The organism is Mycobacterium sp. NGS59 (genome assembly GCF_059812345.1).
The window spans coordinates 59,176-75,379 of the sequence record NZ_JCALCN010000014.1; the positions used below are offsets into that span (position 1 = coordinate 59,176).

The window sequence follows — 16,204 nt, forward strand, 5'->3', positions numbered from 1 at the left end:
AGGTACTAGCCCCGAGCGAGCAGCTGATCGGCGTTGTCGCGCATGATCCGTCGCTTGGCGCCGTCGTCGAGCGGGTCGAGCAGCTTGACGAAATCGGCCGGTTCGGCCAGTCCCTCGGCATGCGGATAGTCCGAACCCATCAGCAGGCATTCGTCGTAGCCCAGCCGGTCGACGATGGTCGGGATGTCGTCCTCGGGGTACGGGACCACGCCGACGTGGCGGCGGAAGATCTGCGACGGGCGCTCGGTCAGTTTGCCGCCGATCCAGGGACCGTTGCGGCCCATCCCGCGGCTTTTGTCCATGTGGATGCAGAACTGCGGCACCCACTCCGCACCATGTTCGGCGACAAGGACATTCAGTCCGGGAAACCGCCCGAACAGGTTGTCGAAGATGAGCGCGGACAGGGTGTCCTCGATCGGTCGCTGCCCGTAGATGTTCATCCACTGCCAGGCAGACATGTGCCACGCGGCAGGGTCGGGACTGTGCCCCCAAGCCGGCGAGATGGCCGTGAAATACCAGTACGGCTGGATGTGGAAGACCAGGGTGCAACCGGCTTCCTGTAGCCGCGCGTAGATCGGGTCGAAGTACGGGTCGCCGGGTGAGCGCCCATAGGCAGGCCCCGTCGGGAGCAGCACCAGGCGTGCGCCTTGCTCGATGATCGCCTCGGTTTCCCGGATCGACGACTCGAGGTCTCGCAGCGACAACAACGCGGTGGCGTACAGCCGGTCCTGATAGTTGAATCCCCATGTCTCATCGAACCAGCGGTTGAACGAGCGCAGATTGGCATAGAGCGCCTCGGTGTCGTCGACATAGTGCTCGGCGGCCAAGGCCATACCTGCCGGGAAGATGACCGCACGTTCCACGTTCTGTGCGGCCATCACGTTCAATCTCGGTTCCCGCTCCAGGTATTCGGGCTGCATCGGCTGGGGCTCATAGGTCTCGTCCGGGTTGCCCGAGCCCATCTGTTTGAGCATCTCCTTGAGCGAGCCCGGCCGGTAGGCCAGGTCGAAGCCCAGTCCGGCCTCGCTGTTGAAGGTGGCGATCCGGTGGCCGGCGAGGATGACCTCCTTGCCGTCGGCGGCGACGACCGGGGCGATCGCGCGGTCGTGAAAACGCTTGGGAAGGTAGCGAGTGAACGCGTCCCGCGTCTCGTAGCAGTGGGTGTCGCAATCGAATATCCCGTAGTCGAGCTTCGTCACCACGTGGCTCCTCCATGCGAGAATGGTTATTCTCTATTTCAGCAAAGATACTATCCTGATCCGGCTACACCTATTCGAGGGGCGGACCGGCAGTTGGAGGCAGCGCGTGCCGTCAAGTGACGTCGACGACCTCCGCAGCGTCGTACGCGACTTTCTGACGGAGAAATCGTCCAGCCACACCGTCCGCGAGCTGATGGCGACCGATACCGGCTTCGACGCGTCGTCCTGGCACCAGCTGGCCGCGGAGTTGGGCCTGACCGGTGTCGCGGTACCCGAGGAGTGGGGCGGGGCCGGCGCGGGGCTCGCCGAACTGGCGGTGGTGTTGGAGGAGATGGGTGCGGCCTTGCTGGTCTCCCCCTTCTTCGCCACTGTCGCGCTGGCCACCCCGGCGCTTCTGGCCAGCGCCGACCGCACCGCGATCGAGAGGTACGTCCCGGCGTTGGTCGACGGCACGAGCACCGCGACGCTGATCCTCAACGGCGGACTCGGGGCATGGGAACCAGACGCTGTGACGTTGCGCGCGCAGCGCGACGGCAGCGTCCACCGGATTCATGGCACGGCACCGCTCGTGCTCGACGGGCATACCGCAGATGTCGTTCTGGCAGCGGCAAATACCGAAGCCGGCGTCTCCCTGTTCGCGGTGGATGCCGGAGCGGAAGGCCTGCATCGCACGCGGCTGGCCGGACTCGACCGTACCCGCAAGGTCGCCCGTGTGGACTTCGACGGCGTCGCGGCGGAGTTGATCGGGACCGACGGTGCTGCCGCGCCCGGACTGGCGCGTACCTCGGATGTCGCCATCGTCGCACTGGCCGCCGAACAGGTCGGCGCAGCGCAACGCTGCCTCGACATGGCCGTCGGCTACGCCAAGGACCGAATCCAGTTCGGACGGCCGATCGGCAGCTTCCAGGCTGTCAAGCATCGATGCGCGGACATGTTGGTGCTGGTCGAGGGGGCGCGTTCGGCGGCGTCGCACGCGGCCGACGTGGCCCAGACCGATCAGCTGGCCACCGTGGCCGCGGTCGCGAAACTGGTCTGTTCGGAAGCCTTTCTCCGGGTTGCGCTGGACAACATGCGCATCCATGGTGGTATCGGATTCACCTGGGAGCACGACGCCCACCTCTACGTCCGCCGCGCCAAAGCCACCCAACTGATGTTCGGGACCCCCGACTATCACGCGCAGCGCCTGGCAGTACTTGTCTCCGCAGTGAAAGGACTCACGTGAGCGTCTCGTTCTCCCTAGAATTGCCCACCCAGCGAGTCGAGAAGGTAGCCGAGTTCGTCTCGGCCGACGCCATTGCCGACATCGCAAAGGCTGCCGAGACAAGCGGTTTCGCCGCAGTGCACGTCACCGATCATCCGGCGCCCGACGCCAAGTGGCTCGACCACGGTGGTCACCACGCCCTGGACCCGTTCGTCGCACTGTCATTCGCCGCCGCCGCGACGACCGACATCAAGTTGTTGACCAACGTCTATATCGCGGCCTACCGCAATCCCTTTCTGGGCGCCAAGTCGATTCAAAGCCTTGCTGTGCTGTCCAATGGGCGGCTCATCCTGGGCACCGCTGCCGGTTATCTGAAGCCTGAATTCAGCGCGCTGGGAATCGATTTCGACAACCGGGGCGCGTTGCTCGATGAAGCGCTGGACGTGCTGGGCAAGGTGATGACCGGTGAGGACATCGCCTATCACGGCACGTCGTTCGCATCCCGGGGGGTCCGGTTGCGCCCGTTGCCCGAGACCCTGCCACCGGTGTGGGTTGGCGGCAACAGCAAGCCGGCCATCCGCCGGGCGGTCTCGCGCGCCCAAGGGTGGGCGCCGTTCAACACGTTCGGCTACGCGACCGCGTCACGGACGGCGGAGATCGCTACGCTCGACGACTTGGAAGCGGCCATCGACTGGGCCAAACGGTACGCGGTCGAGATCGGCCGCACCGAGCCGCTGGACATCTGCTTCTCGGCCGGAAATCTGTTGGACGACAACAGATTGGCAGACGAGCGCCATGCCACCATCGACCGGCTCGAGAAGGCCGGCGTCACGTGGCTCACCATCGCTCCACCCGGTGCAGACCGGGCCGAGGTGATCGAGCATGCCCGGGCCTTCGCCGAGGAGTTCATCGCGGCGCGATAACGTCTATTCTCATGCCGCAACCAAGCCTTCAGGAACTGCTCGATCCCCTCACCACCGCGCTGGTGACGCAGGAATGCCAGGGGGGTGTGATCGGTCCGCAGGCCGGCCTGCCGTTGCTTGCCGAGGAGGCTCGCCGCGAGGCGATCCCGAACATCGCCAAACTGCTCGACGCCGCACGGGCGGCGGGCGTTGCCGTCGTGCATTGCCTGGTTCAGCGCCGTCCCGACGGCCGCGGATCCAACACCAATGCCCGACTGTTCGCGGCAGGCAAGTCCTTCTCCGCCGAACTCACGCCGGGCAGCGCCGGCGCCTCGGTGCTACCGGAACTGGGACCGGTGGACACCGATCTGGTCCTTACCCGCACGCATGGTGTCGGACCGATGTGCGGTACCGATCTTGATTCGGTGCTACGCAACCTGGGCGTCAAGACGATTGTCGGCGTGGGTGTTTCGGTCAACATCGCGATCCCGAACTTCGTCATGGACGCGGTGAACCGTAGCTACCAGTTCGTGTTGCCGCGCGACGCAGTGAGTGGCTATCCACGTGAATACGCGGAGACGGTCATCGACAACAGTTTGGCGCTGCTGGCCACGGTGACCACGACCGAGGCGGTGGTCGACGCCTGGACCGGCAGGTGATAACGTCATTCTCAGTGAGCGTAAATGATCATATTCGCTGCTCAGGAGGAATCTGACATGCCTGCCCGCGTTTTGCCGTACCCGGTTTTCGATATCGACAACCACATGTACGAGACAACGGATGCGCTCACCAAATACCTCCCGAAACAACACCGCGGCAAGGTCGGTTATGTCGAGGTCAACGGCCGGCCCAAACTCGTCGTCAAAGACCACATCAGCCACATGATCCCCAACCCGACGTTCGCGCGGGTAGCCAGGCCGGGCAGCGCCGAAGATTACTTTCTCGGCAACAATCCCGAAGGGCTGACGTTCCGTGAATTCGTCGGCGAGGCAATGGATGTCATACCCGCCTACCAGTCGCCCGGCCCCCGGCTCGAGCTGATGGACGACCTCGGCATAGACCGCTGCGTGATGTATCCCACCCTGGCGAGCCTGATCGAGGAACGGACCACCGACGACGTGGTTCTCACCCATGCCATCATCCACGCGCTCAACGAATGGATGCACGAACACTGGACATTCGACTACCAGGACCGTATTTTCGCGACCCCGGTGATCTGCCTGCCCCTCGTGGAGGAGGCCATCAGGGAGTTCCACTGGGGTCTTGAACGCGGTATGAAGACCTTCCTGGTCCGCCCGGCTCCGGTGCCCAGCCGTTTCGGCGGGTCGCGCTCCATGGGCCTGCCCGAGTTCGACCCGTTCTGGGAAGAGGTGGTGAAGGTCGGGATGCCGGTCACCATGCACGCCTCAGACAGCGGTTACCAGAAGCACCTCATGGAGTGGGAGGGCGGTGACGAGTACCTGTCGTTCAAACCGAGCGCGCTGCGCGAGGTGGTGATGGGTCACCGCGCGATCGAGGACACCTTGGCGGCGATGATCTGTCATGGTGCGCTGTCGCGCTTCCCTGACCTGAAGATCCTGTGCGTGGAGAACGGCAGCGGCTGGGTCAGAAACCTGCTGGAGCAACTGAACACCGCCTACCGGATCATGCCGAAGGAGTTCGACGAGCATCCGGTCGAGGTGTTCAAGCGCAACATCTACATTCACCCGTTCCTGGAAGACGACCTCAAGGGAATCGTCGACATCATGGGCGAAGACCACGTCATGTTCGGCTCAGATTTTCCGCACCCGGAGGGCATCGGTGACCCGTTGAGTTTCGTCGACAGGCTCGAGGGATTTTCTGAGTCGGCGAGGGCAAAGATCATGGGCGGCAACGCGATGGAGCAGTTGGGAATCAAAGTTCCCGTCTGAATCGCCGGTTCAGTCCCGCCGGCGCACGGGTACGTTCGACCAGCCGCAGACGTTGGACATCGCCACCCGGCGCAACCCGCGGCGGTCAACCTCGTACTCGGGGACGAGGTCCAGTAGAGCGTCCAGTGCAATGCGGCTTTCCATTCGCGCCAGCGCCGCCCCCAGACAGCTGTGCACGCCGTAGCCGAACGCGAGATTGAAGCCCATCTTACGTTCCCGGTCGATATCCAGCCGGTCCGGATCGGGGAACATCCGCTCGTCGCGGGTCGCTGAACCCGTCACCAGCAGAACGGCGGCGCCTTCGGGGATCGTCGTGCCGTGCAACGTCACATCGCTTGTCGCGGTGCGGATCTGGTACTGGGACGGCGCCTCGTAGCGCAGTAGTTCCTCGATCGCCGCGGGGATCTTGCTGCGGTCCGCACGCAACTTCTGCCACTGGTCGGGAAAGTCGGCAAACGCAACCATGGCGTTGCCGATGAGCTTGGTCACCGTCTCGGCGCCGGCTCCGCCGAGCATGGTGGCGAATCCGGTGATGTCCACATCGGTGAGTTTCTCGATCTGGCCGTCGCGTTCGATCTCGGTCTCGATGAGGCGGCTGATCATGTCGTCCTGCGGTTCGGCGCGGCGCTGCTGAACCAGGTTGTAGTAGTAGACACCCGTCTTGACTGAGGCCTCGTAACCCGTTCTGGTGGTGGCGATGTCGCCGGGATGGCGTTCCAACAGCAGGTCGAGCCAGACCCGGATCTGGTCGCGGTCCTGTTTTGGTACCCCCAGCATGGTCGTGATGACCTCGTTCGGAAACAGTGCCGAGAAATCCGCCACCGCGTCGAAGGATGTGGGGTCGAGAGCTTCGATGCGTTCGTAGACCTTTTCGCGCACCATGTCTTCCAGCGCCGCGATGGCACGGGGGGTGAACACGTTGCTCACCAGCCTGCGCATCTTCTGATGCTCGGGCGGATCCATCGAGATGATCACCTTGGGCACCGGGATCGCGTTGTCATGGGCCTTCACCATGTCCAGCGTCGCGCCCTTGGCCGACGAGTAGGTTTCGTGATCCTTGGTGGCGGGAGCGACGTCGTGGTAGCGGCTCAGGGCCCAGAAGTCCCATTTGGCGTTGTGGTACACCGGCGCTTCGTCACGAAGACGTCGGTAGGTGTCGAACGCCCCGTTGAAGAAGTCCTCCGAGAACGGGTCAAAGTCCAGGGAATCACCGGAGACGGCCTGTGGTGACGGCACGCTCATAAGATCGCCCCGTCGCGTGGTTCCACTTTGATGACCTCCGCGCCCCACTCGGCCAGCACTGCCCCGGCCGACGGTACGAAAGTCCAGGCGGCAACCTCCAATGCGCGGACGCCGCTGAGTACCTCGTCGACGGGAATGTTGCCCTCCGATGGTTACGTGGCATCAAAAACATACGTCTGCATGTTCTGAGAATGGCAGTTCTACCCTGATCGTAACCAATGTGAGGACGCGTGCTTCACGGACCGGCCGACAGCCGCTCGCCATCACCGCGTTCTATCCGCTCGTGAGAACCGATGTTCTCGGCTTTCGCGAAACCTACTATCCTGCGTATGTGCCGTTTCCGAATATCTCGCCCACCATTCCGGAGCTGGTGAGATCCGGTGCGGCACGTTTCGGCGACAAGCCCTTCCTGATCGTCTGCGACCAGGAATTGACCTACACCGCGCTGGATCAGCGCTCCGCCACCCTGGCGAGCGCGCTGATGGCCGAAGGGATCGGCAAGGGCGACCACGTCGGGATCCTGCTGCCCAACTGTGTCGACTGGGCACTTGCCTGGTTTGCCACCACCCGCGTCGGCGCGGTCGCCGTCCCGCTGAACACCTTCCAGAAGTCATCCGAGTTGGCATGGGCCATTCGCCACGCCGATCTCAAAGCCATTCTGACGTGGCCGAGTTTCCGCAACAACGACTTCCTGGCGAGGCTGGAGGAAGCGCTGCCGGGACTGTCCGAACAACGCAACCCCGGTCGGATCGCGGTTCGCACTGCGCCTTTCCTGCGCACTGTCGCCGTGTTCGGGTCAATGGCGCGGGGCTGGACCACGATGCTGAAAACTGAAGGCACGCTGTCGGGTACCGAGGCAGACTTTCTGATCGACGTGGAATCCTGCGTCACGCCCGCCGATGAGGTGTCGATCGTCTATACCTCCGGCAGCACCGGTGACCCGAAAGGTCCCGTCCACACCCAGGGCGCTCTGGTTCGCCATACCTACAACCTCACCTTCACCTACGGCGTCACACGCGACGACGTTCTGTTCACCGCCATGCCGTTCTTCTGGGTGGGTGGATTGATCACCGGCCTGCACGCGGTGATCCACCACGGCGCGACGCTGGTGACCCAGCCGGCATTCGACGCGCCAGAGGCATTGGAACTCATCGAGCGCTACCAAGCGACCATCACCCTGGGTTGGCCGCAACAGGGTAAGTCTCTGGCCGAGCACCCCGAATTCGCTTGCCGCAATCTGAAGTCGGTGCAGCGCACCAGCATGCCCGCGATGGTGCCGCCGCAACGTCGTCCGGCGGGACCCAACGCGTTGGGTATGACCGAATTGTGCGGCAATCACATCGGAGTCGATCCCTACGTACCGCAGCCGCCCGACCGGTCGGGAACCGGCGGAGTTTCGATCGAGGGACTCACTCACCTCTTGGTCGATCCCGCCACCGGGCAACCGGTGCCCCGCGGCACGCCTGGCGAAATCTGGGTTCGCGGTTATTCGTTGATGCAGCGCTTGCATAAATGTGAACGTGAGGAGGTGTTCACAGCTGATGGCTACTACCGCACCGGCGACTGCGGCGTCGCGTACGACGACGGCTGGATCACTTTCACCGGCCGGTTGGGCGAGTTGATCAAGACCGGTGGCGGTACCAACGTCACCCCCGCCGAAGTCGAGCTCGCGCTTGCCGATTGCGAAGGCGTGCTGGAGGCATACGTGGTGGGGGCCGAGCACCCCGGCCGCGGGACAGTCGTTGCCGCGGCGGTGGTACCGCGCGGGGCATCGCTATTGGACGGCGAAGCCTTGCGCGAGCAATTGCGCAGCCGGTTGTCCGCCTACAAAGTGCCGAGATTCATCTGGGTCGCCGCCAAGCACGAGTTGCCGTTCACCGCGACCGGCAAGGTCAAGAAGTCCGCGTTGGCACAGCAACTCAGCGAGATGCTGCGAACGCTTGGGCATCACTCTGCGCGGCAACGCGGCTAACGGTAGAAGGGTCCCGGCTTGCCCGCCGGAGAGTCCTGCGACGCGCAGAGCCGCCAGCACGGCGAATGACACCAGTCCCGAGCCCGCTCGCGCCGGTACCCGCCTATCGGCGATTGCGGATTCTGGGTCAACGGATTCAACTCGACCCCCAGGCCAAAAATATGCGTTGGCACGAAACGCAAACAAGGTCGCTATGTTGGCAGGGACTCGATTGATCGGAGGATTCATGGACTTGGGTTTCCAGGGCGCGACGGCCGTCGTCACGGGAGGCAGCAAGGGAATGGGACTGGCGATCGCCGAAACCCTGGGCGCCGAAGGCGCTTCGGTGGCGATCATGGCGCGCGGTCAATCCGCGCTCGAGTCCGCGGCCGGACGCATCAGCGCTGCCGGGGCGCCGCGGGTGCTGCCGATCAGCGTCGACATGGCCGATGCGCAATCTATCGAGTCCGGTTTCGCCTCGGTGCGCGATGCGTGGGGCAGTCTGAATGTGCTGGTGCACACCGTCGGTCCGAGCGCAGGTGCGTTCGATGACCTCGACGACGACGACTGGCACGCCGCCTTCGATCTGGGCACCATGTCGGCGGTACGTTCGGTTCGGGCTGCGCTGCCGATGCTCCGATCCGCCGACTGGGCGCGCATCGTCACCCTGTCCGCGCACTCGATTCAACGTCAGAGCGCACGCCTGGTCGCCTATACAGCCGTGAAGTCGGCGCTGTCCAGCTTTACCAAGAATCTGTCGAAAAGCCTTGGAGCCGAGGGGATCCTGGCCAACTGCGTCTGTCCGGGAACGATCGTGACGGCCAGTTTCACCGAGATCCTCAAGGATGTGCTGGCCGCCGACGGTCTCGATTCTTCGAATCCGCACGACGTGATGACGTGGGTCGAGAACACGTACGGTCACCCCTGCGACATCGGCCGTGCCGGGCTGCCCGAGGAGATCGCGTCGGTCACCACTTACCTGGCATCCCGCCGCAACGGCTACGTGACAGGCGCGACCGTCAACGTCGACGGCGGTTCGGACTTCGTCTAGCTCCGACAACGCTTGTCACGGCCGTCACGTGAATCCCATGCGGCGCACGGGACTACCGGCACCGGTCCGCCCGTCAGAGCAAGGGGGATTCCCGCCTCCGGCAGCCCACACAGCGTGCCGGCGTCGACCCCCGCTTTTTCTGTGTCGTACACCCGAACGCCCACCAGTTCCAGGTCTGGGCGGGTCAGGACGTGCCGCAGCGACATCATGCCGGTGATGCCGGTCGCCCATTGGATGACGCGTGTCATCCCCACACCACGTCGAGTCGGGGCGGTGAGCGGAACATGGTGCCGGTCACATATGGCCGAGCCGCACCGGGATCGAGTCTCAGGCCCGGCAATTCGTCGAACAGGGCGGTGAAGATCTTGATGCTTTCCAACCTCGCCAGGTGCATGCCCAGACACACGTGTGCACCGTGACCGAACCCGATGTGCGGCTTGCGTTCTCGAAAGATGTCGAAAGATTCGGCGTTTTCCCAGCGGGTTTCGTCGTGGTTGGCGCTACCGAGATTCAGCATCATCGTTGCGCCCTTGGGGATGTTCACCCCGAAGAACTCGACGTCAAGAGTCACTTCGCGCATGAAGTTCAACAGCGGGGTCTCCCACCTGATGCCCTCTTCGATGGCCTGCGGCAACAGATTTCGGTCGTCGCGAACCGCGTCAAGCTGATCGGGGTGAGTCAGTAGCGCCATCGCCAGACTGGCCGTCGACCGCGACGTGGTTTCCGCACCCGCCGGCAACAGATTGCGCATGAACCCATAGATCTGCTCGTCGGACATCTTGACGCCGTCGATCTCGGCCTGCGACAGGATGGTCACCATATCGTCCTTCGGCGACTTGCGCCGGTCGGCCAGCACTCCGGTGAAATACTCTTTCATCTCCGCGGAGGCCTTCATCGCGGCTGCCATGTCGCCGCGGAAGCCCAGCAGGTCAATCGCCAGTCGATGGAATTCGCCGATATCGGACTCGGGCAACCCGAGTAGGGCCGCGATCACCCGCACCGGAATCGGCATGAAGACCGCATCCACCAGATCGGACCGTCCGTCGTCACGAATCTTTGCGATGGTGCGATCGACCAACGGGCCCACAAGTTCGGCGTCCCAACGTTTCATGGATGAACGCGCGAACGCGAACTCGTGCAACCTGCGATAGATCGCGTGCTCAGGCTCCTGCATCTCCAGGATCGTCGGCCCCTGCAACGGCCGCACCACGTCTTCGTAGCACCGTGTGCTGAAGGTGATGTTGTCGGTGAAGACGCTTTTGACGGCGTCGAACGAGTATGCGGTGTACGTTTTGCGCCCGTTCCCCATGTCTTCGGGTACGCCCATCTCCGGCCACCCCGGGTGCACCGCACCTCTGGCACGCAGCTCACGCAACAGCGGATACGGGGTGGCGTCGCCGTCGGCACCCATGCCGGCGTTGAACTTCGCCTGCGCTTCACGGATGCGCTGATCGATGCCGTCGGTGACCGCCCGTTCTGTCATGCAGCCTCCTGCCGCGCATCAACCTACAGCTCGTCGGTTGCAAACCTACATGATGTATGTTGAACCAACCAGCGGCGAGCCGAAACCCCAAAAAGCAACCTGGAGCATTCGATTGGCCATTCGAGTCGTGCAATGGGCCACCGGCGCGGTAGGCCGCGCCGCGTTACAGGAGCTCATCGAGAATCCTGATTATCAACTGGTCGGGGTGCTGGTGTATGACCCCGCCAAGGCCGGCCTGGACGCCGGGGAATTGTGCGGACTACCGCCTACCACCGGAGTGGCGGCCACCACGGACAAGGACGAAATCGTCGCGCTGAAGGCGGATGTCGTCGTGCACGCCGCCAGCAAAGCGCACACCGTCGAGACCAACGCCGAAGACATCTGCCGACTGCTGGCGGCCGGCAGCAACGTCATCACGACTACCTCCTACAACCACCTGCCCACCTACGGCGCCGACACCGAGGCCGCGTTCGTGGCGGCCTGCCGGACGGGCGGGTCACGGTTCCACGCCGCGGGTGAGAACCCGGGCTTCATGTTCGAGCGACTCGTCGCGACTGTGACCGGGCTGAGCAAGACCATCGATCGCATCGATCTCTACGAAGCCACCGACGTGTCGGCCGTCCCCAGCCGTCCGATGCTGGTCGACCTGATGGGCATGGGCCGTCCTCCCGAGGACGTCACCGTCGACTCGCCCATCATCAAGAAGCTCGACATGGCCTACCGGCAGGCGCTCAACGCCACCGCCGACGTCCTGGGAATCGCCCTGTCGCACATCGACGTGTCGGTGGACGCCACCACGCTGCCCCACGACATCGAGGTGCTCGCCGGCACGATCGAGGCCGGAACTGTTGTGGGACAGCGGTTCTCCTGGGTAGGCCACTGGTCGGGCCGACCGCTGCTGGCCATCCACGAAGAATGGGTGCTGACGCGCGAGCTACCGCAGTGGGGCATGGCGCCGCTGGCGCCGGGCGAGAAGGCGCCATTGATTCGCGCGGTCATCAAGGGCGTCCCCAGCTTCGAACTGCAACTCGACGTCGGCTGGGACGGACAGTTGCCCACGGGCCAGCACGCCATGCCAGGTCACCTGATGATCGCCATGGGAGCGGTGCGCGCGATTCCGTATGTGCTGGATCAACCGTCCGGAATCGTGACTGCGCCGGTGTTCGGTGCGATCCAGCTAGCCGAACGTGACCCCGACCGCGCGTGAAATGTGCTCACTCGGCGCGGCATGAAAGACGTGTGCCGAACCGTCCGGCAGCACGCGCCGGGCCACCAGATAGTCCGACCCCAACCAACCTTGCCGGATGTAGCGGCCGAACCGCAGAAATGTCCCGGGCGCCCCACTCGCCGACGGTATGAGTTTCACCTGCTCGATTCCATGCTTGACGCCTTCGCCGGTCAGCGGGCGAGCCGCCGCCAGCCCGCGCACGATGACGGTCGCCGCGTCGTAGGACAGACCCGGCATGGAATGTCCCGGCCGCCGACCGTAGCGCTCCTCGAACCGGTCCAGGAAAGCCTGGCCGACCGCATTGCGCTCGTCGTAGCTGTCCAAACCGACCCAGCCCGAGAGGTGACGCATCCATTCGGCGTTGATGTGAGCCATTTCGAACGCGGTCGTGGTGTACCGGGCGGGATCCCAGCCCGCGGCCAGCAGTGCGTCGCTGAATCCCCACAACCCGTGCCCGAACCCGACGTGGACCAGGGCATCGGGTTCGGCGGCACGCAGCGCAGCCACCGCCTCGGTCTTGTCAGCCTCTACCTGTGGGATGGCAACAGTGGTGGCGACATTCAAACCCGCTGCAGCATAGGCTTTTTCCGCAAACGACAGATACTCCTTGCCGATCAGCGACGCCTCGTAGGCGATGGCGATCCGCGAATGACCGTCACCGATCAGTACCGCGGCCAGCATCACCGGCTCCTCGCCCATCGACCCGTTGTTCAATGCGAAGCACCACTCGCCCAGCGCGTTTTCCGATCCCGACAAGGTCAGGATCGGCACCTTGGCCGTCGCATCGACGTGCGACCGCAGCGGCACCACATTGTCGGAGACCCAGGGTCCGAAAATGGCCAGGCACCCTTCGGCCACCAATTCGTCGAAGCCGCGTTCCACGGCGTGATAGGTGCCGTTGGGAAGCCCGACGACGTTGCGCTGAATCAGCTCGACCGGTCGGTCGATCAGTCTGGATTCCAGCGCTTCGTCCAGCGCCAGTCGCAGCGCGGCCACGGTGTTGTTGTCGGTGTCGCCGCTCGTCGGATAGTCGTTGAGCAACCCCACCTTCAATGGTGCGACCGACCCGTATGCGCGAACCCCACCGTCTGCCATACTCGGCAACATACATCACGAATGTTGCGTCGAACGGCGCCGCGGCGCATTCAGCCAGAGCTCAACATACAAGCTGAATGTTGTTACGATCATCGGCATGGCGCAGCGGGGCGGTTCCCACGACGAGCGCCGCGCGCGCGGCGACCGGACCAGGCGCGACCTCGTCGCCGCCGGCCGGGAATTGTTTGTGGCGCAGGGATATTTCAAGACGAGCATCGGCGACCTGGTGACCAGGTCGGGCGTCGGCACGCGCGGCGCCTTCTACCACCATTTCAAGGACAAGGCCGAACTGTTCCGCGCCGTGTTCGAGGAAGTGGAGAACGACCTCACCTTGCGTTCCATCGCCGCTCCGCCGCCCGGTGCGGACCCCTGGGAACGGCTCACCCGCGGATTACACGGCTTCCTGGACGCGGCACTGGAACCCGAAGTTCAGCGGGTGATGCTCGTCGACGGGCCGGTGGTGCTGGGCTGGCAGACCCTGCGCAGCATTCAGGAGAGCAACAGCATCGCTCTTATCAACGAAATGGTCCGCGCGGCGATCGCCGACGGGATCATCGACGACCAGCCGATCGAGGAGCTCACCCACATGATCGTCGCCGCGCTCGAGGAAGCCTCCAGACTCGTCGCGCATGCCGCACATCCCAACCGGGCTCGTCGCAGAGCCGCCCAGATCCTCGACCGTCTCCTGCTCAGTTTTGCGGTCCAACCCCGAAAAGTCCTGCGGCGGTGATTCATTGGCTCAAGTCTTGCAACCGACTCGGATGTGCGGAAATGTTTGCTTCCGAAAACCAGATACCGCCCCTCCGGGCGCTGATACGTTCGCTTCCACCCACTGCATAAGGAGACTCGTGCAGCCTCGACCCATGATCCACGGCCCGACCGGCACGAACAGGGCGAACCACCATGTCTAGCGGTCGGGATCGGCCGTTGCGGGTCGCGGTGGTCGGGGCTTCGGCAGGCCTGGGCCGGTGCATCGGCACCGGGCTTGCCCAGCGCGGCAACCAGGTTGCACTGCTGGCACGTCGGTACGACAGGTTGGTCGACGCCGCGAAGGAAGCGGGCAACGGCGCGGTGGCCGTTGCGTGTGATGTCACCGTCGCCGAAATCTGCCGCGAGGCAATCACTGAGGTCGTCGACGCGCTGGGCGGTCTGGATGCCCTGGTGTACACGACGGGGATGGGCGTTCTGGCGCCGTTGCAAGAGGTGACGGCAGAACAATGGGCACTGTTGTTCGCCACCAACGTCACCGGAGCGTCCCTGGTCACCGCGGCCGCCGCGCCCCACTTGGCCGCGACGGGCGGTTCGGCCGTCTACCTTTCCTCGCTGAGCGCGTCCTACACCACGCCATGGCCGATGCTCGGGTCCTATGCCGTCACCAAGGGGGCGCTCGACAAGCTGGTCGAGGCGTGGCGCATCGAACACCCGGAGATCGGCTTCACCCGCCTGGCCGTGGGCGACAGCCTCGGCGGCGCCGGCGACTCGATGACCGAGTTCAACAAGAACTGGGATCCCGACGTCCTGGAGAAGTCCATCCGATTTTGGATGGAAAACAAATACATGCTGGGCGGCCTCATCGACGCCGAGCATCTGACCGACGTCGTGGACAACGTAATCCGTTGCGGTAACAGCGGTTTCATTCCCTATCTGACACTCGCTCCGCGCGCTTCCAGCGCAGTCAAGGAACTCCGCAAATGGTGACGACCCGAGGGAGACGGCGATGAAGTCCAAAGCAGCGGTGCTGCGTGGAGTCGGATTCGACTGGGACGTAACAGAAATCGAACTCGACCCGCCGCATGCCGGTGAGGTCCTCGTCAAGATGTCCTACGCAGGCATCTGTCACTCCGACGAGCACTTTTACACCGGTGACAGTGTGCCCACCCCGGAGATGGAGGAGATGATGCGGGCAGCGGGCCGTCCGGTGCCCGAATGGTTCCCTCTGCTCGGTGGCCACGAGGGATCCGGCGTCGTCGAAGCGGTTGGGCCCGAGGTCGGGACCTTGAAACCCGGTGATCACGTTGCTGTCTCGTTTCTTCCCGCCTGCGGCAACTGCCGGTGGTGTACCACGGGCCGCACCTATTTGTGCGACGTCGGTGCCGACATCCACAGCAAGGCCATGACCACCGACGGCACTCACCGGCGCCACCTCGACGGCGAAGACCTGATGGCGATGATGCAGGTCGGCACCTTCTCCGAATACGTGGTGGCCTCCGAGCGGTCACTGGTCAAGGTGCACGACTGGATCCCCCTGGATGCCGCCTGCCTGGTTTCCTGCGGTGTCACAACGGGATTCGGGTCGGGTTCGGTGGCCGCGGGTACCGAAGCCGGCGACACCGTCGTGGTGATCGGCGTCGGCGGAGTCGGCATGAACGCGGTCCAAGGGGCGAAGGTCGCCGGCGCCAAGCACATTGTGGCGGTCGACCCGAACGAGTTCAAACGGCAAATGGCACCGGCCTTCGGGGCCACCCACACCGCCGTCGACACCGGCGCCGCACTGGAACTGGTCAGCGAGATCACCTGGGGCGTGATGGCCGACCGGGTCATTCTCACGCCGAACGTCGTCCCAGCGGACATGGTGCTGATCGCCATGATGTTGGTACGCAAAGGGGGCACCTGTGTACTGACCGGGGTGCCCAAGCTCACCGAGTTGATGGTGCCGATGGTCCTGACCGACATGATCTACTCCTGCAAGACGTTCAAGGGCGCTCTCTACGGCGAGATGAATCCGCGCGAAGCCATGCCCCGTCTGCTGTCGATGTACGAGGCGGGCCTGATCAAGCTGGACGAGCTCATCACCCAGAAGTACAAACTCGACGACATCAACGAAGCGATGAAGGACCTTCGGGCGGGCAAGAACATTCGCGGCGTGATCGCATTCGAGTGACTGGGATGACACATGCCTAGCATCGACTTCGCGATCCGTCCGGCCGAACGCCGTCACGCAG

The 16,204-nt window shown here is 64.0% G+C and carries 15 protein-coding genes and 1 pseudogene; 10 read left to right on the forward strand and 6 right to left on the reverse strand.

The features are described from left to right. Positions 1-5: 5 nt before the first annotated feature. Entirely contained in the window at positions 6-1,202 is a 1,197-nt protein-coding gene (locus tag AC5Y46_RS16450) for an amidohydrolase family protein (RefSeq protein ID WP_499992227.1), read from the reverse strand. Positions 1,203-1,305: 103 nt separating this feature from the next. Here AC5Y46_RS16450 and AC5Y46_RS16455 point away from each other — a divergent pair, with 103 nt between their 5' ends. From AC5Y46_RS16455 to AC5Y46_RS16470, 4 genes are read left to right on the forward strand one after another with little or no spacing between them, the layout of a single operon-like run. Beyond that, on the forward strand, positions 1,306-2,421 hold the full coding sequence (locus tag AC5Y46_RS16455; RefSeq protein ID WP_499992230.1) for an acyl-CoA dehydrogenase family protein: 1,116 nt from the start codon (positions 1,306-1,308) through the stop codon (positions 2,419-2,421). Then, positions 2,418-3,323: a TIGR03619 family F420-dependent LLM class oxidoreductase gene (locus tag AC5Y46_RS16460; protein ID WP_499992231.1), complete on the forward strand. Its 906-nt coding sequence runs from the start codon at positions 2,418-2,420 to the stop codon at positions 3,321-3,323. Before AC5Y46_RS16455 ends, AC5Y46_RS16460 begins: the two co-directional genes overlap by 4 nt. An 11-nt stretch (positions 3,324-3,334) precedes the next feature. Next, entirely contained in the window at positions 3,335-3,961 is a 627-nt protein-coding gene (locus AC5Y46_RS16465) for a cysteine hydrolase family protein (RefSeq protein ID WP_499992232.1), read from the forward strand. A 57-nt stretch (positions 3,962-4,018) separates the two neighbouring features. After that, complete coding sequence (locus AC5Y46_RS16470; RefSeq protein WP_499992233.1) at positions 4,019-5,212, forward strand: amidohydrolase family protein; 1,194 nt, start codon at positions 4,019-4,021, stop codon at positions 5,210-5,212. 9 nt (positions 5,213-5,221) lie between these two features. Here the strand turns inward: AC5Y46_RS16470 and AC5Y46_RS16475 are convergent, their stop codons facing one another. Together AC5Y46_RS16475 and AC5Y46_RS16480 are read right to left on the reverse strand one after the other, a co-directional pair. After that, positions 5,222-6,448 (reverse strand): cytochrome P450, encoded by a 1,227-nt coding sequence (locus AC5Y46_RS16475; RefSeq protein ID WP_499992234.1) that lies wholly within the window; start codon positions 6,446-6,448, stop codon positions 5,222-5,224. A 14-nt stretch (positions 6,449-6,462) separates the two neighbouring features. Beyond that, positions 6,463-6,591 (reverse strand): annotated as a pseudogene (locus tag AC5Y46_RS16480) (CoA transferase); the annotation flags it as partial. Between the two features lie 194 nt (positions 6,592-6,785). On the opposite strand from AC5Y46_RS16480, the gene AC5Y46_RS16485 reads away from it, so the two are divergent. Both AC5Y46_RS16485 and AC5Y46_RS16490 read left to right on the forward strand, forming a co-directional pair. Beyond that, positions 6,786-8,426, forward strand: a complete 1,641-nt coding sequence (locus AC5Y46_RS16485) for a class I adenylate-forming enzyme family protein (protein ID WP_499992236.1) — start codon at positions 6,786-6,788, stop codon at positions 8,424-8,426. 226 nt (positions 8,427-8,652) lie between these two features. Then, positions 8,653-9,456 carry an SDR family NAD(P)-dependent oxidoreductase gene (locus tag AC5Y46_RS16490; protein ID WP_499992237.1) on the forward strand — a complete coding sequence of 268 codons (804 nt, stop codon included), beginning with the start codon at positions 8,653-8,655 and terminating at the stop codon, positions 9,454-9,456. On the opposite strand, the gene AC5Y46_RS16495 is transcribed toward AC5Y46_RS16490, so the two are convergent. Next, entirely contained in the window at positions 9,453-9,704 is a 252-nt protein-coding gene (locus tag AC5Y46_RS16495) for a hypothetical protein (RefSeq protein WP_499992239.1), read from the reverse strand. The two genes, AC5Y46_RS16490 and AC5Y46_RS16495, sit on opposite strands and share 4 nt — an antisense overlap. After that, the gene (locus tag AC5Y46_RS16500; protein ID WP_499992242.1) at positions 9,701-10,939 is read right to left on the reverse strand and encodes a cytochrome P450; all 1,239 of its coding nucleotides are present in this window, start codon (positions 10,937-10,939) and stop codon (positions 9,701-9,703) included. The genes AC5Y46_RS16495 and AC5Y46_RS16500 overlap by 4 nt, the downstream gene beginning before the upstream one ends. 127 nt (positions 10,940-11,066) lie before the next feature. Here AC5Y46_RS16500 and AC5Y46_RS16505 point away from each other — a divergent pair, with 127 nt between their 5' ends. Then, positions 11,067-12,146 carry an NAD(P)H-dependent amine dehydrogenase family protein gene (locus AC5Y46_RS16505; protein WP_499992311.1) on the forward strand — a complete coding sequence of 360 codons (1,080 nt, stop codon included), beginning with the start codon at positions 11,067-11,069 and terminating at the stop codon, positions 12,144-12,146. On the opposite strand, the gene AC5Y46_RS16510 is transcribed toward AC5Y46_RS16505, so the two are convergent. Beyond that, positions 12,117-13,262 carry an ABC transporter substrate-binding protein gene (locus AC5Y46_RS16510; protein ID WP_499992244.1) on the reverse strand — a complete coding sequence of 382 codons (1,146 nt, stop codon included), beginning with the start codon at positions 13,260-13,262 and terminating at the stop codon, positions 12,117-12,119. The two genes, AC5Y46_RS16505 and AC5Y46_RS16510, sit on opposite strands and share 30 nt — an antisense overlap. Before the next feature lie 97 nt (positions 13,263-13,359). Here AC5Y46_RS16510 and AC5Y46_RS16515 point away from each other — a divergent pair, with 97 nt between their 5' ends. From AC5Y46_RS16515 to AC5Y46_RS16525, 3 genes are all read left to right on the forward strand, one after another. Next, a complete protein-coding gene (locus AC5Y46_RS16515; protein WP_499992245.1) occupies positions 13,360-13,992 on the forward strand; it encodes a TetR/AcrR family transcriptional regulator in 633 nt (210 codons plus the stop codon). 173 nt (positions 13,993-14,165) lie between these two features. Then, entirely contained in the window at positions 14,166-14,960 is a 795-nt protein-coding gene (locus tag AC5Y46_RS16520; RefSeq protein WP_499992246.1) for an SDR family oxidoreductase, read from the forward strand. A gap of 19 nt (positions 14,961-14,979) precedes the next feature. Further along, on the forward strand, positions 14,980-16,143 hold the full coding sequence (locus tag AC5Y46_RS16525; RefSeq protein ID WP_499992247.1) for an NDMA-dependent alcohol dehydrogenase: 1,164 nt from the start codon (positions 14,980-14,982) through the stop codon (positions 16,141-16,143). Positions 16,144-16,204 lie beyond the last annotated feature (61 nt).